The organism is Streptomyces sp. NPDC091416 (assembly GCF_044756845.1).
Lineage (GTDB): Bacteria > Actinomycetota > Actinomycetes > Streptomycetales > Streptomycetaceae > Streptomyces.
On the sequence record NZ_JBIVTU010000004.1, the window covers coordinates 575,560 to 600,645 of the forward strand.

24 protein-coding genes and 1 riboswitch are annotated in these 25,086 nt (G+C 71.7%); of the genes, 15 read left to right on the forward strand and 9 right to left on the reverse strand.

Going from position 1 to position 25,086, the window contains the following annotated elements:
* The 10 genes from hpnD (at position 1) to ACIQMX_RS16130 (ending at position 11,720) form a co-directional block, all read left to right on the forward strand.
* Positions 1–921 (forward strand): presqualene diphosphate synthase HpnD, encoded by a 921-nt coding sequence (gene hpnD / locus ACIQMX_RS16085; RefSeq protein ID WP_363074435.1) that lies wholly within the window; start codon positions 1–3, stop codon positions 919–921.
* Between the two features lie 119 nt (positions 922–1,040).
* Entirely contained in the window at positions 1,041–2,429 is a 1,389-nt protein-coding gene (gene hpnE / locus ACIQMX_RS16090) for a hydroxysqualene dehydroxylase HpnE (protein ID WP_402478386.1), read from the forward strand.
* The gene (locus ACIQMX_RS16095; RefSeq protein ID WP_363074439.1) at positions 2,426–3,529 is read left to right on the forward strand and encodes a polyprenyl synthetase family protein; all 1,104 of its coding nucleotides are present in this window, start codon (positions 2,426–2,428) and stop codon (positions 3,527–3,529) included. Before hpnE ends, ACIQMX_RS16095 begins: the two co-directional genes overlap by 4 nt.
* Before the next feature lie 107 nt (positions 3,530–3,636).
* Positions 3,637–5,640 carry a squalene--hopene cyclase gene (shc, locus tag ACIQMX_RS16100; RefSeq protein WP_402478389.1) on the forward strand — a complete coding sequence of 668 codons (2,004 nt, stop codon included), beginning with the start codon at positions 3,637–3,639 and terminating at the stop codon, positions 5,638–5,640.
* Positions 5,640–6,299 (forward strand): 1-hydroxy-2-methyl-2-butenyl 4-diphosphate reductase, encoded by a 660-nt coding sequence (locus ACIQMX_RS16105; protein ID WP_363076160.1) that lies wholly within the window; start codon positions 5,640–5,642, stop codon positions 6,297–6,299. The genes shc and ACIQMX_RS16105 overlap by 1 nt, the downstream gene beginning before the upstream one ends.
* A 5-nt stretch (positions 6,300–6,304) precedes the next feature.
* Positions 6,305–7,324 carry an adenosyl-hopene transferase HpnH gene (gene hpnH, locus ACIQMX_RS16110; protein ID WP_363076162.1) on the forward strand — a complete coding sequence of 340 codons (1,020 nt, stop codon included), beginning with the start codon at positions 6,305–6,307 and terminating at the stop codon, positions 7,322–7,324.
* 175 nt (positions 7,325–7,499) lie between these two features.
* On the forward strand, positions 7,500–9,425 hold the full coding sequence (gene dxs, locus ACIQMX_RS16115) for a 1-deoxy-D-xylulose-5-phosphate synthase (protein ID WP_402478393.1): 1,926 nt from the start codon (positions 7,500–7,502) through the stop codon (positions 9,423–9,425).
* Entirely contained in the window at positions 9,422–10,819 is a 1,398-nt protein-coding gene (locus tag ACIQMX_RS16120) for an aspartate aminotransferase family protein (protein ID WP_402478396.1), read from the forward strand. Before dxs ends, ACIQMX_RS16120 begins: the two co-directional genes overlap by 4 nt.
* 68 nt (positions 10,820–10,887) lie before the next feature.
* Positions 10,888–11,496, forward strand: coding sequence for an XRE family transcriptional regulator (locus ACIQMX_RS16125; protein WP_363076168.1), 609 nt, complete (start codon positions 10,888–10,890; stop codon positions 11,494–11,496).
* Positions 11,497–11,543: 47 nt separating this feature from the next.
* The gene (locus tag ACIQMX_RS16130; protein ID WP_168713529.1) at positions 11,544–11,720 is read left to right on the forward strand and encodes a DUF6126 family protein; all 177 of its coding nucleotides are present in this window, start codon (positions 11,544–11,546) and stop codon (positions 11,718–11,720) included.
* 41 nt (positions 11,721–11,761) lie between these two features.
* On the opposite strand, the gene ACIQMX_RS16135 is transcribed toward ACIQMX_RS16130, so the two are convergent.
* Positions 11,762–12,574 (reverse strand): tyrosine-protein phosphatase, encoded by an 813-nt coding sequence (locus ACIQMX_RS16135; protein ID WP_363076170.1) that lies wholly within the window; start codon positions 12,572–12,574, stop codon positions 11,762–11,764.
* A gap of 479 nt (positions 12,575–13,053) precedes the next feature.
* Positions 13,054–13,206: riboswitch (cyclic di-AMP (ydaO/yuaA leader) on the forward strand.
* Positions 13,207–13,211: 5 nt separating this feature from the next.
* Here ACIQMX_RS16135 and ACIQMX_RS16140 point away from each other — a divergent pair.
* Both ACIQMX_RS16140 and ACIQMX_RS16145 read left to right on the forward strand, forming a co-directional pair.
* Positions 13,212–14,153 (forward strand): peptidoglycan DD-metalloendopeptidase family protein, encoded by a 942-nt coding sequence (locus ACIQMX_RS16140; RefSeq protein WP_402478400.1) that lies wholly within the window; start codon positions 13,212–13,214, stop codon positions 14,151–14,153.
* Between the two features lie 247 nt (positions 14,154–14,400).
* Positions 14,401–15,237, forward strand: a complete 837-nt coding sequence (locus ACIQMX_RS16145; RefSeq protein WP_402478403.1) for an SGNH/GDSL hydrolase family protein — start codon at positions 14,401–14,403, stop codon at positions 15,235–15,237.
* 14 nt (positions 15,238–15,251) lie between these two features.
* On the opposite strand, the gene ACIQMX_RS16150 is transcribed toward ACIQMX_RS16145, so the two are convergent.
* Genes ACIQMX_RS16150 through ACIQMX_RS16175 form a run of 6 tightly spaced genes read right to left on the reverse strand, consistent with a single transcriptional unit; the run spans position 15,252 to position 20,690 of the window.
* A complete protein-coding gene (locus ACIQMX_RS16150) occupies positions 15,252–16,139 on the reverse strand; it encodes an STM4011 family radical SAM protein (RefSeq protein WP_402478406.1) in 888 nt (295 codons plus the stop codon).
* Between the two features lie 7 nt (positions 16,140–16,146).
* On the reverse strand, positions 16,147–17,511 hold the full coding sequence (locus ACIQMX_RS16155; protein WP_402478409.1) for an STM4012 family radical SAM protein: 1,365 nt from the start codon (positions 17,509–17,511) through the stop codon (positions 16,147–16,149).
* The gene (locus tag ACIQMX_RS16160; RefSeq protein ID WP_402478501.1) at positions 17,508–18,323 is read right to left on the reverse strand and encodes an STM4013/SEN3800 family hydrolase; all 816 of its coding nucleotides are present in this window, start codon (positions 18,321–18,323) and stop codon (positions 17,508–17,510) included. The genes ACIQMX_RS16155 and ACIQMX_RS16160 overlap by 4 nt, the downstream gene beginning before the upstream one ends.
* Before the next feature lie 28 nt (positions 18,324–18,351).
* Entirely contained in the window at positions 18,352–19,497 is a 1,146-nt protein-coding gene (locus ACIQMX_RS16165) for an STM4014 family protein (RefSeq protein WP_402478412.1), read from the reverse strand.
* Positions 19,478–19,729 carry a hypothetical protein gene (locus tag ACIQMX_RS16170; protein WP_402478414.1) on the reverse strand — a complete coding sequence of 84 codons (252 nt, stop codon included), beginning with the start codon at positions 19,727–19,729 and terminating at the stop codon, positions 19,478–19,480. Before ACIQMX_RS16170 ends, ACIQMX_RS16165 begins: the two co-directional genes overlap by 20 nt.
* Positions 19,730–19,736: 7 nt before the next feature.
* Positions 19,737–20,690 carry an STM4015 family protein gene (locus tag ACIQMX_RS16175; protein WP_363076184.1) on the reverse strand — a complete coding sequence of 318 codons (954 nt, stop codon included), beginning with the start codon at positions 20,688–20,690 and terminating at the stop codon, positions 19,737–19,739.
* Between the two features lie 175 nt (positions 20,691–20,865).
* Between ACIQMX_RS16175 and ACIQMX_RS16180 the strand changes: the two genes are divergently transcribed.
* Positions 20,866–21,192 (forward strand): hypothetical protein, encoded by a 327-nt coding sequence (locus ACIQMX_RS16180; protein WP_363076186.1) that lies wholly within the window; start codon positions 20,866–20,868, stop codon positions 21,190–21,192.
* A gap of 88 nt (positions 21,193–21,280) precedes the next feature.
* Complete coding sequence (locus ACIQMX_RS16185; RefSeq protein WP_402478417.1) at positions 21,281–22,282, forward strand: DUF6745 domain-containing protein; 1,002 nt, start codon at positions 21,281–21,283, stop codon at positions 22,280–22,282.
* Positions 22,283–22,395: 113 nt separating this feature from the next.
* Here the strand turns inward: ACIQMX_RS16185 and ACIQMX_RS16190 are convergent, their stop codons facing one another.
* A complete protein-coding gene (locus ACIQMX_RS16190; RefSeq protein WP_363076296.1) occupies positions 22,396–22,992 on the reverse strand; it encodes a TetR/AcrR family transcriptional regulator in 597 nt (198 codons plus the stop codon).
* 104 nt (positions 22,993–23,096) lie between these two features.
* A complete protein-coding gene (locus tag ACIQMX_RS16195; protein ID WP_402478420.1) occupies positions 23,097–24,305 on the reverse strand; it encodes a Glu/Leu/Phe/Val dehydrogenase dimerization domain-containing protein in 1,209 nt (402 codons plus the stop codon).
* Positions 24,306–24,621: 316 nt separating this feature from the next.
* Here ACIQMX_RS16195 and ACIQMX_RS16200 point away from each other — a divergent pair, with 316 nt between their 5' ends.
* Positions 24,622–25,062 (forward strand): PPOX class F420-dependent oxidoreductase, encoded by a 441-nt coding sequence (locus ACIQMX_RS16200; RefSeq protein WP_402478422.1) that lies wholly within the window; start codon positions 24,622–24,624, stop codon positions 25,060–25,062.
* Positions 25,063–25,086 lie beyond the last annotated feature (24 nt).

Below are 25,086 nucleotides of genomic sequence, written 5' to 3' on the forward strand. Positions count from 1 at the left end.
ATGTCGGCACCGGTACAGGCCGCATACAGTTACTGCGAGGCGGTCACCGGACAGCAGGCGCGTAACTTCGCGTACGGCATCAGGCTGCTGCCCGTCGAGAAGCGGCAGGCCATGTCGGCGCTGTACGCGTTCTCCCGGCGGGTCGACGACATCGGTGACGGCGAACTGGAGCCGGAGACCAAGCGCGTCCGCCTGGAGAGCACCCGCGCGGTGCTGGACCGGATCCGGAAGGGCGCGGTCGACGAGGACGACACCGACCCGGTGGCCGTCGCGCTCGCCGATGCCGCCCGCCGCTTCCCGCTGCCGCTCGAAGGGCTCGACGAGCTCATCGACGGCGTGCTGATGGACGTGCGCGGCGCGACCTACGAGACGTGGGACGACCTCAAGATCTACTGCCGGTGCGTCGCGGGCGCCATCGGCCGCCTCAGCCTGGGCGTCTTCGGTACGGAACCCGGCGCCCCGGGCACCGAGCGCGCCGCCGAGTACGCCGACACCCTCGGCCTCGCGCTCCAGCTGACGAACATCCTGCGCGACGTGCGCGAGGACGCGGGCAACGGGCGCACCTACCTCCCCGCCGACGACCTCGCCAAGTTCGGCTGCTCCGCCGGCTTCCACCGGGCCACCCCGCCGCCCGGTTCCGACTTCGCCGGGCTCGTCCACTTCGAGGTCCGGCGCGCCCGGGCCCTCTTCGCCGAGGGGTACCGCCTGCTGCCGATGCTCGACCGGCGCAGCGGGGCCTGCGTGGCGGCCATGGCCGGCATCTACCGCCGGCTCCTCGACCGGATCGAGCGCGACCCCGAGGCGGTGCTGCGCGGCCGTGTCTCGCTCCCGGGCCATGAGAAGGCGTTCGTGGCGGTGCGCGGGCTGTCGGGCCTCGACGCGCGCCACATGTCCCGCCGCACGCTCAGGGGGCGTGTCTGAATGCGTCAGACGGACATCTCACGCACCATGTGCATCATGGATGATCACTCCGCGCGGCGGGCAACCCTCTGCCGCGCGCATGCGTCCCTGACTGAAAAGACCTGGCGAGAGGGGGACGCATGACGGACGACGCCCTGCGCTCCTCGCGCGCGGTCGTGATCGGGGGCGGGCTCGCCGGAGTGACGGCGGCCCTGCGACTGGCCGACGCCGGACTTGACGTGACCCTGCTCGAAGGACGGCCCCGGCTCGGTGGCCTCGCCTTCTCCTTCCGGCGCGGCGAGCTGACGGTCGACAACGGCCAGCACGTCTATCTGCGCTGCTGCACCGCCTACCGCTGGTTCCTCGACCGGGTCGACGGGGCGGCGCTCGCGCCGCTGCAAAACCGTTTGGACGTGCCCGTTCTCGACGTGGGGCGGCTCGCGGGCCCCCGCCTGGGCCGACTGCGCCGCAACAGCCTCCCGGTCCCGCTCCACCTCGCCGCCGGCCTCGCCGCCTACCCGCACCTCTCGCTCGCCGAGCGCGCGAGCGTCGGGCGGGCCGCGCTGGCCCTCGGCCGCCTGGACCCTGACGACCCCGCACTCGACGACATCGACTTCGGCAGCTGGCTCGCCCGGCACGGCCAGTCGCCCCGCACCGTCGAGGCACTCTGGGACCTCGTCGGCGTGGCCACGCTCAACGCCACCGCACCGAACTCCTCGCTCGCGCTCGCCGCGAAGGTCTTCAAGACCGGCCTTCTCTCCGAGCCCGGCGCAGCCGACATCGGCTGGGCCTCCGTGCCGCTCGGGGACGTCCACGACACCCTCAGCCGCAAGGCCCTCGACTCCGCCGGCGTCCGTACCGAACTGCGGACGAAGGCCGGCGCGCTCACCCGTACCGACGACGGACGCTGGGTGGTGGAGACCGGCGCCGAGCGGATCGAGGCGGACACCGTCGTGCTGGCCGTACCGCAGCGCGAGGCCCATGACCTGCTGCCCGAGGGCGCGCTCGACGCACCGGAGCGGCTGCTGGAGATCGGCACCTCGCCGATCCTGAACGTGCACGTGGTCTACGACCGCAAGGTGCTCAGGCAGCCGTTCTTCGCCGCGCTCGGCTCGCCGGTGCAGTGGGTCTTCGACCGGACCGAGGCCTCAGGGCTCACCGGTCCGGGCCAGTACCTCGCGGTCTCCCAGTCCGCCGCCCACGAGGAGATCGAGCTGCCCGTCGCCGAGCTCCGCGCGCGATACCTGCCCGAGCTGGAGCGGCTGCTGCCCGCCGCCCGCGGGGCCGGGATCAGGGACTTCTTCGTCACCCGGGAGCGCACGGCGACCTTCGCACCCGCGCCCGGCGTCGGCCGGCTGCGGCCGGGGCCGCGTACCCGCGCCCCCGGCCTCTTCCTGGCCGGCGCATGGACCGCCACCGGCTGGCCCGCCACCATGGAGGGCGCCGTCCGCAGCGGTGCCGGCGCCGCGGACGCCGCACTCCTGGCGCTCGGCAGCCCCCACGAACATCCGCTGCAGGAGGCGGCATGAGCAGTACCACCGGAACAAGAGGAGAGTCAGTGACCCCGGCGAATCCGGCTTCCGACACCGTGGCGGAGACCACGGACGTCACCGCGCTTCTGGAGCGCGGACGGGCCCTTTCCGCGCCGGTGCTCCGGGCCGCCGTTGACCGGCTCGCACCGCCCATGGACACCGTGGCCGCCTATCACTTCGGCTGGATCGATGCCCAGGGCAGGCCCGCCGACGGCGACGGCGGCAAGGCCGTCCGTCCGGCGCTGGCCCTGCTGTCCGCGGAGGCGGCCGGCGCCGCCGCCGAGGCCGGCATCCCCGGCGCGGTGGCCGTCGAACTCGTGCACAACTTCTCGCTGCTGCACGACGACCTGATGGACGGCGACGAGCAGCGGCGCCACCGCGACACGGTGTGGAAGGTGCACGGCCCCGCGCAGGCGATCCTCGTCGGCGACGCGCTGTTCGCCCTGGCCAACGAGATCCTGCTGGAGCTCGGCACCGTCGAGGCGGGCCGCGCGGCCCGCCGGCTGACCTCGGCCACCCGCAAGCTCATCGACGGGCAGGCCCAGGACATCTCCTACGAGCACCGCGAGCGGGTCACCGTCGAGGAGTGCCTGGAGATGGAGGGCAACAAGACGGGCGCCCTGCTCGCCTGCGCCTGCTCCATCGGCGCGGTGCTCGGCGGTGCCGATGACCGCACCGCCGACATCCTGGAGGCGTACGGCTACCACCTCGGCCTCGCCTTCCAGGCGGTCGACGACCTGCTCGGGATCTGGGGCGACCCGGAGTCCACGGGCAAGCAGACCTGGAGCGATCTGCGCCAGCGCAAGAAGTCCCTGCCGGTCGTCGCCGCGCTCGCCGCGGGCGGACCGGCCTCGGAGCGCCTGGGCGAACTGCTCGCCGCCGACGCGAAGAGCAACGACTTCGACAGCTTCTCCGAAGAGGAGTTCGCCGCCCGTGCGGCGCTCATCGAGGAGGCGGGCGGCCGCGAGTGGACCGCCCAGGAGGCCCGTCGTCAGCATGCGGTCGCCATCGAGGCGTTGCATGGTGTGGACATGCCCGAAACCGTGCGGGCGCAGCTCACGGCGCTCGCGGACTTCGTCGTCGTACGAAAGAGATGATGACCATCTGCTCCATATGACTCGCAGTCGCCGGCCGGCGTCCCTCACGGGCGCCGGCCGACGGAGACCCCAGCACAGCAGAGGACCAACTGCACGAAGGGGAAGCCATGACAGCGACGACCGACGGAAGCACCGGGGCTGTGGACCCCCGAGCAGCCTCGGCCAGTAATCCGGCAACCGAATCAACCATCGCCGCGGACGACGTGCTCGCCGCCGCGCGGCGGGCCGCGGAACGCTCGGTGGAGCACCTTCTCGGCAGGCAGGACGAACAGGGCTGGTGGAAGGGCGACCTCGCCACCAACGTCACCATGGACGCCGAGGACCTTCTGCTCCGGCAGTTCCTCGGAATCCAGGATCCCGCCACGGTCCGGGCGGCCGGCCGCTTCATCCGCGGTGAACAGCTCGGCGACGGCACCTGGGCCACCTTCCACGGCGGTCCCGGGGACCTCTCCGCCACCATCGAGGCGTACGTGGCGCTGCGTCTGGCGGGGGACCGGCCGGACGAACCGCACATGGCCCGCGCCGCGGGATGGGTCAGGGAACAGGGCGGCATCGCGGCGAGCCGCGTCTTCACCCGCATCTGGCTGGCCCTCTTCGGCTGGTGGAAATGGGACGACCTGCCGGAGCTCCCGCCCGAGCTGATGTTCTTTCCCAAGTGGGTCCCGCTCAACATCTACGACTTCGGCTGCTGGGCCCGCCAGACCATCGTGCCGCTCACCGTCGTCTCCGCGAAGCGGCCGGTCAGGCCCGCTCCCTTCGCCCTGGACGAGCTGCACACCGACCCGGACGAGCCGAACCCGCCCCGCCGCCCCGCCCCGGCCGCCAGCTGGGACGGCGTCTTCCAGCGCCTCGACAAGGCGCTGCACGTCTATCACCGGATCGCCCCGCGCCGACTGCGCCGGGTCGCCATGAACGCGGCCGCCCGCTGGATCATCGAACGCCAGGAGAACGACGGCTGCTGGGGCGGCATCCAGCCACCCGCCGTGTACTCCGTCATCGCACTGCATCTGCTCGGCTACGACCTCGACCACCCGGTGATGCGGGCCGGACTCGAGTCCCTGGACCGGTTCGCCGTCTGGCGCGAGGACGGCGCCCGCATGATCGAGGCCTGCCAGTCCCCGGTCTGGGACACCTGCCTCGCCACCATCGCACTCGCCGACGCAGGGGTCGCCGCCGACCACCCCGCGTTGGTGAAGGCGGCCGACTGGATGCTCGGCGAAGAGATCGCCAGGCCCGGCGACTGGTCGGTACGCAGACCCCAACTGGCCCCGGGCGGCTGGGCGTTCGAGTTCCACAACGACAACTACCCCGATATCGACGACACCGCGGAGGTGGTCCTCGCGCTGCGCCGGGTCCGCCACCCGGACCAGGCGCGGGTGGAGGCCGCCATCGAGCGCGGCGTGCGGTGGAACGTCGGGATGCAGTCCCGCAACGGCGCCTGGGGCGCCTTCGACGCCGACAACACCAGCGCGTTTCCCAACCGGCTGCCGTTCTGCGACTTCGGCGAGGTCATCGACCCCCCGTCCGCCGACGTCACCGGGCACGTGGTGGAGATGCTCGCCATCGAGGGCCACTCCGGCCACCCGGCGACCCGGCGCGGAATCGAGTGGCTCCTCGCCGAACAGGACGCGGCGGGCGGCTGGTTCGGCCGCTGGGGCGTCAACTACGTCTACGGGACCGGGTCGGTGGTGCCCGCCCTGGTCGCCGCCGGACTGTCCGCCTCGCACCCCTCCATCCGGCGCGCGGTCGGCTGGCTGGAATCCGTCCAGAACGACGACGGCGGCTGGGGCGAGGACCTGCGCTCCTACAGCGAGGACAAGTGGATCGGCCACGGAGCCTCGACGGCGTCCCAGACCGCCTGGGCCCTGCTCGCGCTCCTCGCGGCCGACCGGCGCGACACCGTGGCCGTCTCACGGGGCATCGCCTGGCTGACCGAGACCCAGCAGGCCGACGGCTCCTGGGACGAGCCGTACTTCACCGGGACCGGCTTCCCCTGGGACTTCTCCATCAACTACCACCTCTACCGGCAGGTCTTCCCCCTGACCGCACTCGGACGGTACGTGCACGGCGACCCGTTCGCCGGCCGCACGGCGGTCCGCGAGGGGGCCTGATGGGTGATACCCCGGGGCCGCCCGGCCCCACCGCCCCGCTGCTCATCGCCTGCGCGCTGGGCATCGAGCACCTGGCCCTGCGCACCGGCAGGGCCGGGGCGGGCACCGCCCCGGGCGCTGTGACCGTACTCCGTACGGGCATGGGGCCGAAGGCGGCCGAAACGGCCGTGGCGAAGGCGCTCGGCGAGAGCCGGGCGCTCGGCGCCGCCGTCATCGCCTCGGGATTCTGCGCCGGGCTCGCACCCGGAATGCACCCCGGCGACCTGGTGGTGGCCGACGAGACCCGGACAGCCGGGCAGTCGGACGCCTGCACCGGCACCGAGATCCTCGCCGACGCACTCGCCAGGGCCGTACCCGGACGCACCGTCCACACCGGTCCGCTGACCGGCTCCGACCATGTCGTACGAGGGCATGAGCGGGCCGAGCTGCGGGCCACCGGAGCGATCGCGGTGGACATGGAGTCCGCCGCGACCCTGCGCACCGCCCTGCGGTCCGGGCCACGCCCGGTTGCGGCCGTACGGGTGGTCGTGGACGCTCCGGAGCATGAGCTCGTCCGCATCGGCACGGTCCGCGGTGGAATATCGGCATTCCGTGTTCTCCGTGCCGTCCTGCCGGCTTTCTATGAATGGCACCGATCTCTGCTGCTCCCCAGGAGGTGAGCTAGATGGCCATGCCGCTCCGTCAGTCCATCAAGGTTGCGACGTACCTCATTGAACAGAAGCTCCGGAAGCGGGAGAAGTTCCCGCTGATTGTCGAGCTTGAGCCGTTGTTCGCCTGCAACCTCGCCTGCGAGGGCTGCGGGAAGATCCAGCACCCGGCCGGAGTCCTCAAGCAGCGCATGCCGGTGGCCCAGGCCGTCGGCGCCGTGCTCGAGTCCGGCGCCCCGATGGTCTCCATCGCCGGCGGCGAGCCGCTGATGCATCCGCAGATCGACGAGATCGTCCGCCAGCTGGTGGCGAAGCGGAAGTACGTCTTCCTCTGCACCAACGCGATGCTGCTGCGGAAGAAGATCGAGAAGTTCACGCCCTCGCCCTATTTCGCGTTCGCCGTCCACATCGACGGGCTGCGTGAGCGCCACGACGAATCGGTCGCCAAGGAAGGGGTGTTCGACGAGGCGGTCGCGGCGATCAAGGAGGCCAAGCGGCGCGGCTTCCGGGTCACGACCAACTCCACGTTCTTCAACACCGACACGCCCCAGACCATCATCGAGGTCCTCAACTACCTCAACGACGACCTGAAGGTCGACGAGATGATGATCTCGCCCGCCTACGCCTACGAGAAGGCGCCCGACCAGGAGCACTTCCTCGGCGTCGAGCAGACCCGTGAGCTGTTCAAGAAGACCTTCGCGGGCGGCAACCGGCGCAGATGGCGCCTGAACCACTCGCCGCTGTTCCTGGACTTCCTGGAGGGCAAGGCGGACTTCCCGTGCACGGCGTGGGCCATTCCGAACTACTCCCTGTTCGGCTGGCAGCGGCCCTGCTACCTGATGAGCGACGGGTACGTGCCGACGTACCGGCAGCTCATCGAGGAGACGGACTGGGACAAGTACGGCCGCGGCAAGGACCCGCGCTGCGCCAACTGCATGGCGCACTGCGGCTACGAGCCCACCGCCGTCCTCGCCACCATGGGGTCGCTGAAGGAATCCCTGCGGGCGGCGCGGGAGACGGTCGGCGGCAACCGGTGACGTGATGACCGCGGGAGAGCCGGCCGCACCGGCTCTCCCGTTCCGCCGGCCCGGTGGTTCCCGGGACGCCGCCCCGTGCGGCGCATCCGGGCCGGCGGCAGTCGGCGGGTACACGCACCGGGGGGTCCCAGCCGTCATCGTGAGCCGACAACAGGACCAGAGAGGGGGCCCGGGCATGACGCTGCTTCAGTCCATCCGGGGGCCACACGATCTCAAGGCACTGAACGAAGCAGAGCTCGGCGAACTCGCCGAGGACATCAGGAAGTTCCTCGTCCAGGCAGTGGCCAGGACCGGTGGCCATCTCGGTCCCAACCTCGGGGTGGTGGAGCTCTCCCTCGCCCTGCACCGGGTCTTCGACTCGCCGGCGGACCGGATTCTGTGGGACACCGGCCATCAGAGCTACGTACACAAGCTCCTGACCGGGCGTCAGGACTTCTCCAAGCTGCGCGGCAAGGGCGGCCTCTCCGGCTACCCCTCGCGCGCCGAGTCCGAGCACGACGTCATCGAGAACTCCCACGCCTCCACCGTGCTCGGCTGGGCCGACGGTCTCGCCAAGGCGAACGAACTCCTCGGCCGTCCCGACCACGTCGTCGCGGTCATCGGCGACGGGGCGCTCACCGGCGGGATGGCCTGGGAGGCGCTGAACAACATCGCCGCCGCGGACCGCCCGCTGATCATCGTGGTCAACGACAACGAGCGCTCCTACGCCCCGACGATCGGCGGCCTCGCCAACCACCTCGCCACCCTGCGTACCACCGACGGGTACGAGCGCTTCCTCTCGTGGGGCAAGGGCGTTCTGCAGCAGACGCCCGTCATCGGGCAGCCGCTGTACGAGTCGCTGCACGGCGCCAAGAAGGGGTTCAAGGACACCTTCGCCCCGCAGGGCCTGTTCGAGGACCTCGGCCTGAAGTACGTCGGACCGGTCGACGGCCACGACACCGCCGCCGTCGAGTCCGCACTCCACCGCGCGAAACGCTTTCACGGCCCCGTCCTCGTGCACTGCATCACCGAGAAGGGCCGCGGCTACCTTCCCGCCCTCCGGGACGAGGCCGACCGCTTCCACACCGTCGGCGCGATGGACCCGCTGACCTGCGCCCCGCTCGCGCCCGCGGCCGGCCCGTCCTGGACCTCCGTGTTCGGGGACGAGATCGCGTCGATCGGCGCGGAGCGTCCCGACGTCGTGGCCCTCACGGCGGCCATGCTGCATCCGGTCGGGCTGACGAAGTTCGCCGAGGCGTTTCCCGGCCGGATCTGGGACGTCGGGATCGCCGAGCAGCACGCGACGGTCTCTGCTGCGGGACTGGCGACCGGGGGACTGCATCCGGTCGTCGCCGTGTACGCCACCTTCCTGAACCGGGCCTTCGACCAGCTGCTGATGGACGTCGCCCTGCACCGGTGCGGTGTCACGTTCGTGCTCGACCGGGCCGGGGTCACCGGGCCCGACGGGGCCTCCCACAACGGCATGTGGGACATGTCCCTGCTCCAGGTCGTGCCCGGCCTGCGGATCGCCGCGCCGCGCGACGCCGACCGGCTGCGCGCCGCACTGCGCGAGGCCGTCGACGTCGACGACGCGCCGACCCTGATCCGGTTCCCCAAGGAACCGGTGGGGGAGCCGGTGCCCGCGATCGGCACCATCGGCGGCATGGACGTCCTGCACCGCGCCGAGGACGCCCACGTGCTGCTCGTCGCGGTCGGCGTGATGGCCCCCGTCTGCCTGCGGGCCGCCGATCTGCTGACGGGCGCCCGCATCCGCTGCACCGTGGTCGACCCCTGCTGGGTCAAGCCGGTCGACGAACAGCTCGCGCCGCTTGCCGCGCAGCACCGGCTCGTCGCCGTCGTGGAGGACAACAGCCGGGCCGGCGGCGTCGGCTGGGCCGTGGGACAGGCGTTGCGGGACGCCGGGGTCGACGTACCGCTGCGGACCTTCGGCATTCCCGACCAGTTCCTCGCCCATGGGAAACGGGCCGAGATCCTGGCCGACATCGGACTCACGCCGGTCGAGATCGCGGGCCGGATCAGCGCCGCGCTGGCCACCGGGGACGCGGCCACCGGCAGGGGACACCACGTCCCGGGCAACGGGAACAAGGAGAGCGGGGCATGAAGGACGACGGGCCCAAGGGCTTCGATGTGGCGCGGCTCCTCGCGGAGCGCGGCGCCGAGCGCTACGAGCTGCACACCAAGTACCTCAACCACCAGCTCCCGCGCATGCTGCACACCATCGGCTTCGACAAGGTCTACGAACGGGCCGAGGGCGCTCACTTCTGGGATGCGGACGGCAACGACTACCTCGACATGCTCGCCGGATTCGGGGTGATGGGGCTCGGCCGGCACCACCCTGTCGTCCGCAAGGCTCTGCACGACGTCCTGGACGCCTCGCTGGCCGACCTCACCAGGTTCGACTGCCAGCCGCTGCCGGGGCTGCTGGCCGAGAAGCTGCTCACGCACAGTCCGCAACTGGACCGGGTCTTCTTCGGCAACAGCGGCACGGAGGCGGTGGAGACGGCCCTCAAGTTCGCCCGGTACGCCACCGGGAAGCCGAGGATCCTGTACTGCGCGCACGCCTTCCACGGGCTCACCACCGGCTCGCTCTCGGTCAACGGCGAGGCCGGCTTCCGCGACGGCTTCGCCCCGCTGCTGCCCGACACCGCCATCGAGCTCGGTGACCTCGACGCGTTGCGCCGCGAGCTGAAGCGGGGCGATGTGGCCGGCCTCGTCGTCGAACCGGTCCAGGGCAAGGGCGTGCACGCCTCGCCGCCCGGTTTCCTGCGCCAGGCGCAGGATCTGCTGCACAAGCACAAGGCCCTGCTCATTGCCGACGAGGTGCAGACCGGCCTGGGCAGGACCGGGGACTTCTACGCGTACCAGCACGAGGAAGGCGTGGAACCCGACCTGGTGTGCGTCGCCAAGGCGCTCTCCGGCGGCTACGTACCCGTCGGGGCGACGCTCGGCAAGGACTGGATCTTCAAACGGGTCTACTCCTCGATGGACCGGGTCCTGGTCCACTCCGCGAGCTTCGGCTCCAACGCCCAGGCGATGGCGGCCGGACTCGCGGTCCTGGCCGTGATGGAGGACGAGGAGACGGTGGCGCACGCGCGCCGCATGGGTGACCTGCTCCGCGCACGGCTGGCCGCACTCGTCGGGCAGTACGAGCTGCTGCACGAGGTGCGGGGGCGCGGGCTGATGATCGGTATCGAGTTCGGCCGGCCGTCCTCGCTGAAGCTGCGCAGCCGCTGGACCATGCTGCAGGCGGCCCGCAAGGGACTCTTCGCGCAGATGGTGGTCGTGCCGCTGCTCCAGAAGCACCGGATCCTGACACAGGTCTCCGGAGACCACCTCGAAGTGATCAAGCTGATTCCGCCGCTGGTGATCGACGAGGCGGATGTGGACCGCTTCGTCACCGCGTTCACGGCCGTGATGGACGACGCGCACAGCGGCGGCGGACTCATGTGGGACTTCGGGCGGACCCTGGTGAAGCAGGCCGTCGCCAACCGCTGACGTCCGCAGAGATTTGCCTCGGAGGCAAGAAATTTGCCTCCGAGGAAAGGTCCTGGCCCAATGGAGGCATGAATCCTCCAGAAGGAGGGGCGGCCGACGAGCTGCCCGGGGTCGCACCGCGCCTGCGTGAACTGCGCCGCAGCCGTGGTCTCACCCTGGAGACCGCCGCCCAGCGGGCCGGACTCTCGCCCGCCCACCTGTCCCGGCTCGAAACGGGCCGGCGCCAGCCCTCGCTGCCGATGCTGCTCGGACTCGCCAGAATCTACGGTACGACGGTCTCCGAGCTTCTCGGCGAGATCCCCCCGGAACGTGACGCGATCGTCCGGGGCCGCAGGTTCGAGGGCGCCGAGGCCGACGGCTGGATGTACCAGCAGGCCGGCGGTCCGGGCCGGGCGATGCAGGCCCTGCGCGTCCGGGTCCCGCACGGCGCCCAGGGCGACCTGGTGCGCGTGCACCCCGGCGAGGAGTGGCTGTACGTCCTGGCCGGGCACCTCAGGGTGACGCTCGGGGAAACGGTCCACGACCTCGCCCCCGGCGACAGCGCGCACTTCGATTCGCTCACTCCGCACCGGATCGCGGCCGTGGACCGTGACGGTGCCGAGCTGCTCTTCGTCCACACCCTGCTGCAGAGCCCCGCCGCCGAGCTGTGTCTCGGCAGCGGGATCCACCGTCGCTGAGGCGCTGTCCCCGCCGCCGGTCCGCCGGTCGCCAGAGAGGACCTGTCATGTCCGATTCCGAGAACTACGACCCGCTCGGCCCGGGCCGGCCGAAGAACTACGACCCGCAGGAGAAGAAGATGCCCCGCGGGCTCGTCATCAGGCTGTTCGCCTACCTGGTGGCCGGACACGTCATCGCGGGCTTCCTCTATCTGCTGTTCGCCGTGGGGATGCACAACCAGTAGGCGGGCGGGCGGACAGCCGTCGCGGCTGTCCGCCCGGGTGGTCAGCCCTCGTCGAGCAGGCGCTCGCGCAGCCGCTCCCGCGTCTGCGGTGTGATCCCGAGGCCGTCGGCGAGGTAGCGGTCGGTGCCGCCCCAGGTCTCGTCGATGGTGGCGAAGGCGGCGGCGAGATAGTCGGGGTGGGCGCCGAAGAGCGGATTGAGCAGCTCCATCACCTCGGGGGACATCCCGGCGGCCGAGGTGTCGGTGCGGCGGACCTTGTAGCGGCGGTGCGCGTCGTTGGACTTGAGGTAGTCGGCCTCGATGGCCTCGCGCTCGACGCCGACGGCGAGCAGCGACACCGCGATCGAGAGCCCCGCGCGGTCCTTGCCCGCGGCGCAGTGCATCAGCGCGGGCACGCTGTCCTCGGCCAGGGCGTGCAGCACCCGGCTGTGTTCGGCCGTGCGGTCCAGGATGATCCGGCGATAGGAAGCGACCATGCGGTGCGTCCCCTTGCCGTCGGCCAGGATCGACCGCAGCTCGTCCATGTTGCCGTCGCGCACCATGCGCCAGAACTCCGCGCCGTCTGCCGGGTCGCTGAGCGGGATGCTCACATTGCGCACGCCCGGCAGCTCCACGTCCAGGCCGTCGAGCTTGTGGTCGGCGCCGTTGCGGAAGTCGAAGACGGTGTGCAGGCCGAGACCGGTGAGGAACGCGGCGTCCTCGGCCGTGGCGTGTGCCAGGTGGCCGCTGCGGTAGAGCCGTCCGTACCGCACCCGGCGGCCGTCCGAGGTGGGCAGGCCGCCCACGTCACGGAAATTGCGGACACCCGCCAGCTCGGGCTCCGTCGACGGGGTCTGCGGCAGCTGCTGCGTCACGGTCACTCCTGGAGGCTCTGCCGCCGGCGCGTGTCGCCCGCGGGTCCACTCTCGTGACGATACGACATTGATTCCTCAGGCAATCATCTTGGTCGTACCCGCACTTCGGGCCTGTGCGGCGGGTCCGCCCGACAGGTCTCCTCGTCGGCGGACGAGGGTCCGGATCCGCGTGGACGGCCAGACGGTGGGCATGACATGTCCGTATTAGGGCTTTTAGTCGAACATGCCCTGCTTCTACGGGAGATGAACACCCTCTCGTGAGCGGGATCATATCCGTGACGGTGTGTGGCGGCGGGGCGGCTGGGTACTCCATGCGCGGCGCGGAAATCCAAGATCCGTAATCCACGGAGTGTGACCGGAATTCCGCGCCGAATTTCCCGCACGGAATCCCGTACGGAACCCGTGGCTTGTTTCCGCCGTCCCGGCTCGCTTACGTTCACTGCAATCCGGACGGACCGCCTAATCCTGCCGCCGCCCGGAATTCGCACCCACTCACCGCGTGGCAGGAGCGGGGGACCCAGGTAAGCCGCCGACCGGGAAACCGGACGGCTCGGGGTGAAGTCGCGCCCGTCGCGACCGGACATCTCCAGTCCGAACCCGACAGCTCACCTCGTAGGCGCCGGAGAGGAAAACCTTCATGCCCATATCGGGTAAGCACCGTCGTCCCAAGTCCAGCACCATCGCCCGTGGCGTCGTCGCCGCGAGCGCCGGCGGAGCCGTCATCGCGCTTCCGCTGCTCGGCGCCACCGGTGCCCACGCCGCGGAGCAGTCCGCTCCGGCCGCCTCGAAGTCGGCCGCCGCTCACGCCACCCCGGCCCAGCCGGTCGCGAAGAAGCAGGCCGGCACCACGACCTACTCCGTGGTCTCCGGCGACTACCTGTCGAAGATCGCTGCCGAGCACAAGCTCAAGGGCGGCTGGGAGAAGCTGTACCAGGACAACCGCAAGGTCGTCGGCGACGACCCGAGCCTGATCTTCCCGGGCATGAAGCTGACCCTCGGCGGCAAGGCCTGGGGCCACGCCTCGACCACCTCCACGGGCTCCACCACGCCGTCGAAGGCCCCCTCGAAGGCCCCGGCCAAGACCGAGACGAAGGCCTCCACGACCTCGGACTCCTCGTCCTCCGACGACTCGTCGTCCAAGGAGACCTCGGCCCCGGCCACCCAGAGCAACGGCTCCGGCTACGTCCACCCGGTCCCGGGCAACCACACCACCGCCTACCGCGCCTCCGGCGCCAACTGGTCCAGCGGCAGCCACACCGGCATCGACTTCCCCGTGTCCACCGGCACGAGCGTGAAGGCGATCACCTCCGGCACCGTCGTCACCGCCGGCTGGGGCGGCGCCTACGGCAACGAGGTCGTCATCAAGCACGCCGACGGCCACTACTCGCAGTACGGCCACATGTCCTCGCTCTCCGTCTCGGCCGGCCAGACCGTGACCGCGGGCCAGCAGGTCGGCCTGTCCGGTTCCACCGGCAACGCCACCGGCCCGCACCTCCACTTCGAGGTCCGCACGGGCCCGGCGTACGGCTCGGACATCGACCCGATCGCCTACCTGGCGTCGCACGGGATCAACGTCTGATCCGGGCAGCACCGGTCCGGTGAGCCGGACCTGAGCAGTACACGGAGGGGCGGTGCGCGGCGGCGCACCGCCCCTTTGTCGTTGGCCGCCCGCACTCGGAACCGGTACGCGGTCCGTGGTGGCGGCCATCGGCGTGGCCGTCCTTATTCCCCCTTTACCAAAAACTGACCGGGTGGTCTATCTCACCACCCGTCAACCCCTTATTACGGTCGCGTAGGTCACATTCGGCGGTGCAGGATATGCCCTTGTGGCAGACGATTCGAACAACATCCAGCAGGGCGTCATCAACCGACAGGGCGCCATCGGGTCGTACGCGGCGATTGGCGACAGCTTCACCGAGGGAGTCGGTGACCCCGGCCCGGACGGAACCTTCGTCGGCTGGGCGGACCGGTTCGCGGTCCTCCTCGCGGACCAGCTCCCGGACCCCGGCGCGGCGACGGGCGCCGCTCACGGAGACTTCAGGTACGCCAATCTCGCCGTACGAGGACGCCTCCTCGACCAGATCGTCGAGGAGCAGGTGCCGCGCGCCAAGGAACTCGCCCCCGATCTGGTGAGCTTTTGCGCCGGCGGCAACGACATCATCCGGCCGGGCACCGATCCCGACGACGTGGCCGAGCGCTTCGAGCGCGCGGTCGCCGACCTGACCCGGTCGGTCGGCACCGTCATGGTCACCACCGGCTTCGACACCCGCAACGTTCCCGTACTGCGGCATCTGCGCGGCAAGATCGCCACCTACACCGCACATGTACGGTCCATCGCCGACCGCTACGACTGCCCGGTCCTCGACCTGTGGTCCCTGCGCTCGGTCCAGGACCGGCGTGCCTGGGACAACGACCGGCTGCACCTGTCGCCCGAGGGCCACACCCGGGTCGCGCTGCGCGCCGCGCAGGTCCTCGGCCTCGATGTGCCCGCCGATCCGGACCAGGAATGGCCGCCGCAGGCCCAGCGCGGAGCCCTCGAAGTACGGCGCGACGACATCCACTGGGCGCGTGAGTACCTGGTCCCGTGGATCGGAAGGCGACTGCGCGGTGAGTCCTCGGGTGACCACGTGGAGGCCAAGCGGCCCGACCTGCTGCCGCTCTGAGGGGTCCGTGGTTCTCAGTCGCCCCGGGCGAACGGGGCGACCGGGGACAGCGGCGGTGCGGGTATGCGCTCCAGGACCCCGCCGGCGAAGACGTCGTACAGCGGCAGCGTCTCCAGGTGCACATAGCCGATGTGGCAGTCGCAGACGGACAGCGGACAGGCCCGGGGGCCCAGCGCCGCGCGGTAGCTGCCGTCGTAGAGGTTTCCGAGCTCCGCGCGCACGAAGTGGCAGCGGCGCACCGTGCCGTCGCCGTCCACCGAGATCACCGACTCACCGGTCCGGCAGGGCAGCCCCGCCGAGCGGTGCGGGTGCCGGCTGTACGGGAACAGCGGGTCGATCGCCGTCCACCGGTCCGCCTCCTCGTCGGTGTAGGTGTGCCCCTCGGCGGCGTTGACCCAGAGGTAGACCTCCTCGGGCAGGGCGGCCCGCAGCCGGCGCGCCTCGCCGAGGTGGCCCTCCAGACCAACGACGCCCACGCTGTGGCGGATCCCCAGGGCCACCAGCTCCCCGCACCGTCCGAGGAAGCGCTCGTACGGTGTCTGGCCCGGATGGTACGTGCACCAGAGCGCGATCTTGTCGCGTCCGGCGGCACCCGCCGAGGCCAGCCACTGGGTACGGCCGCTGAGGTTCGTCTGGACCGCCACCCGTCGGACGTGCGGCAGCCGGGCCAGCTCGACCACCGCCCGGCGGTACCAGGAACGGACCAGACCCTCGCCCCACGGGGTGAACAGCACGGAGATCCGGTCGCCGGTCTGCGCCGCCGCCCACGCCGTGAAGCGCTCCAGCGCGGCCCGGTCGGCCCGCAGCTGTTCCCGGCTGTCCCGGCGCTTGGCGAACGGACAGTAAGGGCAGTCGTAATCGCACGACGCGAGCGGGCCGCGGTAGAGGATCGTCAGGTCCATGCGGGGCTCACTTCAGCTCGTACGCGGCCATCGCGGCCCGCACGGCAGGGGAGAAGAGGTCGGGGCCCAGCGCGTCGGAGTGGGCGAGTCCCTCGGGGGTCAGGCGCAGCAGTCCGGCGGCCGACGCGCCGCGGTCGAGCCAGCCCCGGGCATCGAACCGGGCGAGCTCCTCGGGGAAGTCCTCGTCCGGGTCCGTACCGAACCGCTCGCGGTACTCGGACACGCGCAGTCCCTCGGCCTGCAGCACGGACTGCAGGAGATGGCGGCGGCGTGCCTCGTCGCCGTCGGTGAACCGGCCGACCTCGGCGTGCGAGAAGTCCTCGGTGGCCGTGTAGCCGTCGATGATGGCCCGCACCTCGCGCATCTCCACCGCGTAGTCGAAGGAGTAGTGCAGCCCGGACGTGTACGAGCGGGCGCCGCAGCCCAGGCCGATCATGCCGTCGGTCTGACAGGCGTAGTCGTCGGGGCCCTCGGCCCGCGGCGCGCCGGCGCGGCGGAACATCCGCATGGACACCTGCTCGTAGCCGTGGGCGAGGAGATGGTCGCGGCCGGCCCGGTACAGCCGCAGCCGCTGCTCGTCCCAGACCGCGTCCGCCGCGGCCTCGTCAGCGGCTCCGAGCCGACCCAGCCCGGTCAGCGGACGGACGTAGAGGGGGTAGAGGTACAGCTCCTCCGGCCGCCACTGGAGCGCGGCGTCCAGCGAGGTGCGCCAGCTCCGCTCGGTCTGGCCGTCGATGCCGTAGATCAGGTCGATGTTCAGGACCGGGATGCGGCTGTCCCTGATCAGGCCCAGGGCGCTCTCCACGTCGGCGCGCCGCTGCGGACGGACTGCCGCCCGGGCCTCGGCCTCGACGAAGCTCTGCACACCGATGCTGATCCTGGTCGTCCCCCGGTCCGCGAGGACGGCCAGCCGGTCGGGGGTCGCGGTCGACGGCGAGGTCTCGACGGACAGCGGCACGGACCGCAGGTCGGCGCCCATCCGCTTCTCCGCGATGTCGCACAGCCGCTCCAGCTCGCCCGCGGTCAGGAACGTCGGCGTGCCGCCGCCGAACGCGGCGGCGGCGAAGCGCACCGGTTCCGTGTCGCCCAGCGCATCCCGTACGGCGGTCGCCTGGCGGTCCAGCGCGTCGAGGTAGCGCGTGGTCAGCTCGTCGGGCGCGCCGATGCGCGTGAAGAGGTTGCAGAAGCCGCAGCGGACCTCGCAGAAGGGTATGTGGAGATAGAGCGAGAGCGCTTCCTTGCTCTCGCCCGCCCACACGTCGCTCAGCGCGGGCTTCCCGCCCGGACGCCCGGCGAGCCTGCCGTAGGCCGTCTTGTGCGGATAGGCGTAGACGTAGCTCTGGTACGGGCGGGTGGTGTGCGGACTGGTCATCGTGCGGTGGCTCCAGGTTCCAGGAAGAAATGCGCGTACGGAACGGTCCAGACCGACTCGTGACCGAGCCGGTGACCGGTGTAGCCGTCGTCGCCGTACGCCGTGCCGTGGTCGGAGCAGACGATGGCGAAGGCGCGGCGGCGGCTGCTCGCGGCGGCGAAGAGGCGCCCGATGTGGGCGTCCACGTACTCGAGCGCGGCCGCGTGGGTGGCGCGGCTGTCGCCCGCCTCGCGGGTCGCCCCCGGCCGGTGGAACCAGTTCGGCTGGTGCAGAGCCGACACGTTGACGAAGAGGAACAGCCTTCGGCCGGCCGGAAGTTCCCGGACGACCTGCTCCGCGCGGGACACCTGCGCCTCGAACGACGTGGGCGAGGCCACGCCGAACTCAGGCTCCCAGTGCGCCTCCTGGAACAGTCCGGGGAGCACCGAGCCGAGCGGCGCCTGCCCGTTGAAGAACCCGACGCCGCCGATGCACACCGTGCGGTATCCCGCCCTCGCGAGCGCCGCGACCAGGTCGGGCGTATCGAAGACGAACGTGCGCTCCGCCGTGGTCTCACTGCCGGCGAAGCGTGCGGCGAACAGCCGGGGGTGCGGCCCGGGAGCGGCCGGCGTGGGCAGGAACCCCGCGAAGATCGCCTGGTGGGAGGCGTACGTGAAGCTGCCCGGGGCATGTCGCTCCTCCCAGACGCCGCCCGGCAGATGCCGGGCCAGATTCGGGATGCGTCCGGCGGCCGCGAGCTCCACCGCGACGTCGTACCGCAGCGTGTCCAGGGTGACGAGCAGCAGATCGTGGCTGCCCACGACCTCGTTCATGTCGGGGTCGTTGCCGGCGGGGGAGGATTCAGGGTGTTGGGCTGACACGGTGGTTCCTTGCTCGGTTCAGTACGGCGGCGACCTGCGCCGCGTAGGTGTCCAGGCCTTCGGCGCCGCTGCCCGGCAGACCGGTCAGTCCCGGCAGCAGATCACCGAAGGCGTTGACCTCGCCGACGGCGAAGCGCCGCCAGCCGGTGGCGGGCAGCAGATCGACGCCCACGCACAGCGTGTCGGGGAACGCGGCGGCTGCCCGCTCGCACACAGCCAGCGCCTCGGCCCAGCTGCCGCCCGCCGCTTCGACGGCGGCCCGCACCTCGTCGAGATCGCCGCGCGCGCCGCCGAGGTGCAGGTTGGTCATCGGGGAGCGGCTGGTGCGCACGACGGCGTGCGTCGCACGGCCGTCGATCACCACGACCCGCAGATCCGCGGCCCGGCCCCGCTGCGAGGCCTTCGGCAGCCAGCGTTCGATGTGCAGACCGTCCGGCGCGAGTGCGTCGACGATCGCCGCGACCTCGCGCTCGGTCGTGAGGCGTCGGACCCGCAGCGAGTTGTAGAGCCGGCCGGCCGGGTCCCGCTCGACCGACGTGGCCGCCCGGATCCGGCCGGGACCGGCCGTCTCCACGGCCATCACCCCGGAGGCGGACGACCCGTGAGCCGGCTTCACGAACACCCGCGGCAAGCCGTGGTCCGCCATGAGCGCCCGGACATCGGTCCAGCCCCGCACCGGACGCGCGCCGGGCCCCGACGTCGGCGAGGCGGGCACCGGAACGCCCGCGGCGTCCAGAACACCGTGGCACCTGCGCTTGTCGAACAACACCGCGATGTCACCGGGGGCGTCCAGCAGGAGCGCGCCGGCGGCGGTCGCAGCCCGTGACACGTCCCGTACGGCCGAGGTGAACCGGGCGAACCAGAGGGCGGAGCCCTCCACCCGCGCCGGGTCGTCGGTCCCGCGCAGCAGGCGGTCGACCTCGGCATCCTCGCCGGGCGACTCGATGCGCACGGTCTCCCCGGGCAGGAAGTCGGCCCTGCCCTTCAGCACGTCGAGCCACGGCAGCGTCCTGGCCCGCGGCAGCCCGGCGGCGCGCACGGCGTCCTGGAAGAGGCCGGTCCGGCGGCTGCCGGGATTGCCGACGACCGCCAGACGCGGCGGGCCGCTACTCGCCGACGGCGACATGACGGTGCTCGTCGTCCTCGGGATCCCCGTAGTCGCCCGCGTCGGGATCGACGTGAACACCCTCCCGGGCGCGCATCCCCGGGAACGAGGGCCCCTCCCAGGCGCAGCCCGGCCGCCGGGCCACGGAGTCCGCCCGGGGCCGAACCGCCGGGTCCGCGCCGCCCTTCTCCGGTGGCGGCAGGGTGAGGCCGGGGAGGCCGCGGAACGTACCGGGGTCTTCGATGTCCGTCATCGCGCCGTCACTCCGACACCGTGACGTACCGGCCGGCCGCGCCGCGGTCGCCCCACGGCTCCCGGCGCTCCGACAGGTCGACCCGTACGCCGTGCGGTTCCAGGGCTTCCTCGACCCGGCGCTCCATCGGCTCCGTGAGGAAGTGGTGGTGCAGGTCGAGAGCGTCGAGATGCGTGAGCGGCTGGCCCTCCAGCAGAGCTGCCGCGCCCTCGTCGCCGAGGGTGCCGCAGGACAGATCGAGGGTGCGCAGCCGGGCCACGAGCGGGGCCGAGGCGACAGCGGCCGCGATCTCGTTCTCCACTTCGCTGTTGCGCAGACCGAGATGGTGCAGGGCCGGGAAGCGTGTCCCCGACAGGAGCGGCGCCAGATCCGCGACATCGGCGTCGCCTCCGTACTCGGAGACACCCAGCCACAGGTCGAGCCGCTCCAGCGACGGCAGTTCGCTGTCCAGCACCCCTCGCACCACCTCCACCGGAAGTCCGCCGGCCTCAATGGTCAGCGAGCGCAGCCTCTCGTGCTTCGTGGCCGGGAAGACGAGCTTCGTTCCGCCGCGCACCCCCAGCTCCACCAGCGCGGGGAACGCGGTGAGCAGCGTGGTGACATCACTCTGCTCGATCCAGGAGATCTCCGCCTCCTCGGACGTCAGATCGCCGACGAACACCGCTTCCAGCGAGGTCAGCCGCTCGGCAGCCGCGATGACGAGACCGATCGGATACGAGGACCTCTCCTCGTACGACTCGCCCCACTGCCCGATGATCAGCGCGCGGACACCGGCCGGGTCGACCTCGTCCAGGAACGCCGTGAACTCCTGTTCCCAGGTACGGTCCTCGTCCTCGTACGGCTCGATCGAGACGCGCCAGGCCGCCGCGTCGGCGGCGGGCCGGGAGCGGTCGTTCGTCCCGGACTGGAAATCGACGGCCGGAAGGCCGAGCAGCTCGTGCAGGTGGTCCGCGTCGGACATGGCTCCGGGCTCCTGATGACGGCAACGGATTGATGTCCGCAAGGTCTATCAAGACCCACTGACAACGGAACGGCCGGGCCCCGCCGTCCGCGCTCGACGGCCGATTGTCAGACCCCCGTCGTAGCGTTTTCCACATGGCCGGCACAGCGGGTGCCGGAGCGGAGGGGAGACGTCTGTGTACCGGCAGGGCGACGTACTGATCATGGCGCTGGAGGAGTCCGCGGTGCCCGCGAACCTCGTGGAGGCACCGGGCGAACTGCGCGACGGACGCGGCCGGCTGGTGCTCGCGCTCGGCGAGGTCACCGGACACGCGCACGCGGTGCCGGGTCCGGGCCGGCTGATCAGGGAGGGCGGTGTGTTCGGCCCGATGCTGCTCCACCTCCCCGACGGCGGACGCGTGGTGCATGAGGAACACGCGGTGATATCGCTGCCGAAGGGCTGGTTCCGTGTGGTGCGCCAGCGCGAGTACGCACCGGGGGCCGTCCGGATCGTCGCCGACTGAGGGGCCGCGGGCCTCCAGCGGTTCAGGACCATCAGGCTCCCGTGATCGGGTGATCACGGGACACAGGGAGCAGGGGACGGGGAGAACGATGGAGTACGTGGACTCATGGCGGGCCGTGGCGGCGGCGACCGGTGCGGCGGACCGGGCGGCGGCCGAGGACGGGGTCCGGCTCGCCTGCCGCGGCGCGGGGCTGGCCGAGCCGGCCGAGTTCGTCTGGGCCGATTCGCCCAGGGCCGCCGTCGAGGCGGTGGAGAAGCTGGCGGACGCGGGAAGGTCGGTCCGGGACGACGTGCGGACACGGCCCTGGGCGGAGGAACGACGCCGTATGTACGACGAGTTGGGTCCGGCCGGCTGGTCCGCGCTGTGGTCCGCCACCGGCGCCCAGCTCTGGGAGACCACGTCGGCGCTCGCCGACCGCATACGGGCGGGGATCGTGGCGGACCTCGCCGTGAGGCCCGAGGACGCGTCGGATGTCCGGCTGGTGCTCCTGGACGCCGTGCTGGGCCAGCACGACGCCGCCTGGCTCGCCGCCTTCGACGGCAGGGGCGAGCGGCTCGACGGCCTCGCGGCCGTGGCGAGGAACGCGGGCTGGTGGTGGCCCTACGAGCGCGCCGTGGTGATGAGCGAACGCCCCGATACGCTGCACCGCGACGAGGCGGGCCGGCTGGACAGCGGAGCCGGCCCCGCACTCGCCTACCGCGACGGTTTCGCCCTGTACGCCTGGCGCGGCATGCCCGTGCCCGCCGAATTCCTCGCGGAGCTGGGCGCACTGACTCCCGAGCGGATCCGTGCCGAGGACAACGCCGAACTGCGCCGCGTGATGCTGGAGTTCTACGGGTACGACCGCTATCTCACCGAGTCGGGGGCCGAGCCGGTGCACCGGGACGAGACGGGCGTTCTCTGGCGGATTCCGCTCGACGGCGACGAGGACGTGGTCATGGTGGAGGTCGTCAACTCCACTCCGGAGCCGGACGGGACGCATCGCACGTACTGGCTGCGGGTGCCACCGCGCACCAGGACCGCGAAGGAGGGCGTCGCGTGGACGTTCGGGCTCCAGGGCGACACCTACGCGCCTCTGCGTCAGACCTGACGGGTGTCCGCGGGCCGCCGCCGGTCCTTGGACGATGCGTGGGGGAGCTGCCGATGCGCTGCGGTCGAGCCTCCGGCGATCCGTGGTCGAGCGACCGCCGGGCCGTCGTCGGACTACGGGCGGTCCGTCAGGGTGGCGTGGTCGATGCCCAGTTCGCGGGCGAGGGCCTCCTCGGACCACTCCAGCATCGTGGCCCGGGACAGCGGACCCGCGTACGACGTCATCTGCACCGCCAGGCCGTCCAGCAGCGCGGTCAGCCGCCAGGCCACGGACATCGGGTCGTCGCAGTGGAACTCGCCCGCCGCCGCGCCCTCTTCGATGACCTCGGCCAGTTCTGCCTTCCACTGCTGGTCGAGATCGCCCGCGACATTGCGCAGTGCCGGGTCGCGGAGGGACGCAGCCCAGCCCTCGATCCACAGTCGCCAGCCCTTGGCCTGGCCCGTCGGCGCGTACCAGCGCACGGCGGCGCGCAGTCTGCGGACCGCGGTGGTGCGCCGGCTCAGGAGCTTGCGCAGATGGGCGAGATCGGCTTCGGCGGCGTGCGCGAACGCGGCTGCGACCAGCTTCTCCTTCGTGGAGAAGTGGTAGAGCACCAGGGCGTTGCTCACACCGAGCACGGACGCCACATCGGCGATCCGTACGGCGGCGACGCCCCGTACCTCGATCTGCTCGACGGCAGCGCGCAGCAACTCCTCGCGCCGCTCCGCCACACCCAACCGCACTCTGGCCACGGCTCACCCTAACCAATGCCCGCTCCGGGCAGGCGGGGCGGTCCGGGGGACGGGACCCCGGACCGGTCACCGTCGTCGCGGGGTCAGCGGAACCAGCCGAAACGGTCGGCCATCACCGGCAGCCGGTCGGCGACGACGGCGTGCGCCGCCGCACGCGGAGTGCAGCCGTCCGCCGCGGCGCGGTCCAGCACGAGCTCGATGAGGGAGCGCATGGAGTGCCGGATGTGGGCGAATGCCTCGTCCGCGTCGGCTCCGATGTCCCCGAACAGGGTCCACCACCACCAGGCGTTGGTACCGGAGTTGACGACCACATCGGGAAGCACCGTGATCCCGCGCCCGGTGAGCAGCGCCTCCGCTTCGGGCAGGACCGGCATGTTGGCCGCCTCGACGACCCAGCGCGCCGTGATCCGGTCCTGATTCGTCAGGTCGACGGCATAGGAGACGGCGGCGGGTACGAGCACGTCCACGTCCTGGTCCAGCCAGGCGTCGGCGGGCAGTTCCCGGTCGGTGCCGCGCAGCACCCCGCGGTCCACCGTGCCGTACACGTCCCGGGCGCTCAGGAGCGCCTCGACGTCGAGACCCGCCTGATTCGCGATCGTCCCCTTGACGTCCGCGACGGCGACCACCCGCACGCCGGCCCGGGACAGGAACCGGGCGGTCGCCCCGCCCATCGTGCCGAGCCCCTGGACGGAGACCCGCGCCTCGCCGTACGCGATCCCCGCTCCGTCCAGTGCGGCGAGGACCGACTCGGCGACTCCGCAGCCGCCGGCCAGCTCGTCCAGGCCGATGCCGTCCACCTCGACGGCGAAGGCGTCGGCCAGCCTCCGGCGCGCCCCGGCCTCGTCGTCGAGCAGCGGATAGACCGCCTGGACGGTGGAGACGAGTCCGGCCTCCGCGGCGGCCCGGTCGACCAGATCCTGGGTGAGCCCGAGGTCCTCGCCGGTCGTCCAGACGCTCTCCACGTAGGGACGCACCGCCCGCAGGTAGCGGACCAGGATGCCGTACGCGGCCGGATCGCGGGGGTCGCAGTCGATGCCGCCCTTCGCGCCGCCGAGCGGTATGTAGCGGGCTCCGGTCCGCTCCGCGTCGAAGTGGAGCGCTTCCTTCATGGTCATGCCGCGGGCCAGCCCGGCCACCTCGTCCAGGGTGCAGCCCGCCCGCATGCGCAGTCCGCCGCTCGACACCCCGCGCACCAGCCGGTCGACCACCAGGTGCCCCTGGCGGCCCGTGACGTGGTCGGTCCAGGTCAGTGAGATCAACGGGGCGGGTGGGGACACCGGTGGTGTCGTCATGGGGGCTCTCCTCGGTCACGGCGGTCGGGACGGGACCGGGCCGGCGCCCGGGAACCTGGGGAGCCGCCCCGTCGCCCCGAGGCCGGCCAACGAGCTTCTACTGAATCGCCAGTCAGTATTGGGAGCCGGGAGCGCACTGTCAATGCGGCCTGCGCCGCGCGGCCGCGCGGTGGCCGGAGTCCGCCTGCGGGACAGGCGCCGGGCGCCTTCCGGCGGGGGTGCCGGCCTGGCGTGGCGATGGCCGGATCCCGATGTGTGCGGAACGCGCCGCCACCGGATGCGGAATCCTGCGGGCGGACCGGACGTTGGATTCGGCATGACGGGATTCGATGCACAGCAGCAGGCACTGCTCCGGCTGGTCGCCGAGGAGGACGGTGGCGTGCTGGTGACGCTCAGGCGGGACGGCAGACCCCAGCTCTCCAACGTCAATCACTTCTACTACCCCGAGGAGCGCATCGTCCGGGTCTCGGTCACCGAGGGCCGGGCGAAGACCCGGAACCTGGCGCGCGACCCGCGGGCGAGCTACCACGTGACCAGCCAGGACCGCTGGGCCTGGACGGTCGTGGACGGCACGGCCGAGCTGAGCCCGGTGGCCGCCGATCCGGACGACGCCACCGTGGAGGAGCTGATCGCGCTCTACCGCGACGTCCAGGGCGAGCACCCCGACTGGGACGACTACCGCAAGGCCATGGTCAGGGACCGCCGGATCGTCCTGCGCCTGCGCGTCGAGCACGTGTACGGGCAGCGGCGTGGCTGAACGGGTCCATCCGGAGCGCCATCC

What these genes read in the sequence shown, in the direction of transcription:
- hpnD (WP_363074435.1), top strand. Translation starts at nt 1, where the DNA reads ATGTCGGCACCGGTACAGGCCGCATACAGTTACTGCGAGGCGGTCACC.
- hpnE (WP_402478386.1), top strand. Translation starts at nt 1,041, where the DNA reads ATGACGGACGACGCCCTGCGCTCCTCGCGCGCGGTCGTGATCGGGGGC.
- ACIQMX_RS16095 (WP_363074439.1), top strand. Translation starts at nt 2,426, where the DNA reads ATGAGCAGTACCACCGGAACAAGAGGAGAGTCAGTGACCCCGGCGAAT.
- shc (WP_402478389.1), top strand. Translation starts at nt 3,637, where the DNA reads ATGACAGCGACGACCGACGGAAGCACCGGGGCTGTGGACCCCCGAGCA.
- ACIQMX_RS16105 (WP_363076160.1), top strand. Translation starts at nt 5,640, where the DNA reads ATGGGTGATACCCCGGGGCCGCCCGGCCCCACCGCCCCGCTGCTCATC.
- hpnH (WP_363076162.1), top strand. Translation starts at nt 6,305, where the DNA reads ATGGCCATGCCGCTCCGTCAGTCCATCAAGGTTGCGACGTACCTCATT.
- dxs (WP_402478393.1), top strand. Translation starts at nt 7,500, where the DNA reads ATGACGCTGCTTCAGTCCATCCGGGGGCCACACGATCTCAAGGCACTG.
- ACIQMX_RS16120 (WP_402478396.1), top strand. Translation starts at nt 9,422, where the DNA reads ATGAAGGACGACGGGCCCAAGGGCTTCGATGTGGCGCGGCTCCTCGCG.
- ACIQMX_RS16125 (WP_363076168.1), top strand. Translation starts at nt 10,888, where the DNA reads ATGAATCCTCCAGAAGGAGGGGCGGCCGACGAGCTGCCCGGGGTCGCA.
- ACIQMX_RS16130 (WP_168713529.1), top strand. Translation starts at nt 11,544, where the DNA reads ATGTCCGATTCCGAGAACTACGACCCGCTCGGCCCGGGCCGGCCGAAG.
- ACIQMX_RS16140 (WP_402478400.1), top strand. Translation starts at nt 13,212, where the DNA reads ATGCCCATATCGGGTAAGCACCGTCGTCCCAAGTCCAGCACCATCGCC.
- ACIQMX_RS16150 (WP_402478406.1), bottom strand. Translation starts at nt 16,139, where the DNA reads ATGGACCTGACGATCCTCTACCGCGGCCCGCTCGCGTCGTGCGATTAC.
- ACIQMX_RS16155 (WP_402478409.1), bottom strand. Translation starts at nt 17,511, where the DNA reads ATGACCAGTCCGCACACCACCCGCCCGTACCAGAGCTACGTCTACGCC.
- ACIQMX_RS16160 (WP_402478501.1), bottom strand. Translation starts at nt 18,323, where the DNA reads ATGAACGAGGTCGTGGGCAGCCACGATCTGCTGCTCGTCACCCTGGAC.
- ACIQMX_RS16165 (WP_402478412.1), bottom strand. Translation starts at nt 19,497, where the DNA reads ATGTCGCCGTCGGCGAGTAGCGGCCCGCCGCGTCTGGCGGTCGTCGGC.
- ACIQMX_RS16170 (WP_402478414.1), bottom strand. Translation starts at nt 19,729, where the DNA reads ATGACGGACATCGAAGACCCCGGTACGTTCCGCGGCCTCCCCGGCCTC.
- ACIQMX_RS16175 (WP_363076184.1), bottom strand. Translation starts at nt 20,690, where the DNA reads ATGTCCGACGCGGACCACCTGCACGAGCTGCTCGGCCTTCCGGCCGTC.
- ACIQMX_RS16185 (WP_402478417.1), top strand. Translation starts at nt 21,281, where the DNA reads ATGGAGTACGTGGACTCATGGCGGGCCGTGGCGGCGGCGACCGGTGCG.
- ACIQMX_RS16195 (WP_402478420.1), bottom strand. Translation starts at nt 24,305, where the DNA reads ATGACGACACCACCGGTGTCCCCACCCGCCCCGTTGATCTCACTGACC.
- ACIQMX_RS16200 (WP_402478422.1), top strand. Translation starts at nt 24,622, where the DNA reads ATGACGGGATTCGATGCACAGCAGCAGGCACTGCTCCGGCTGGTCGCC.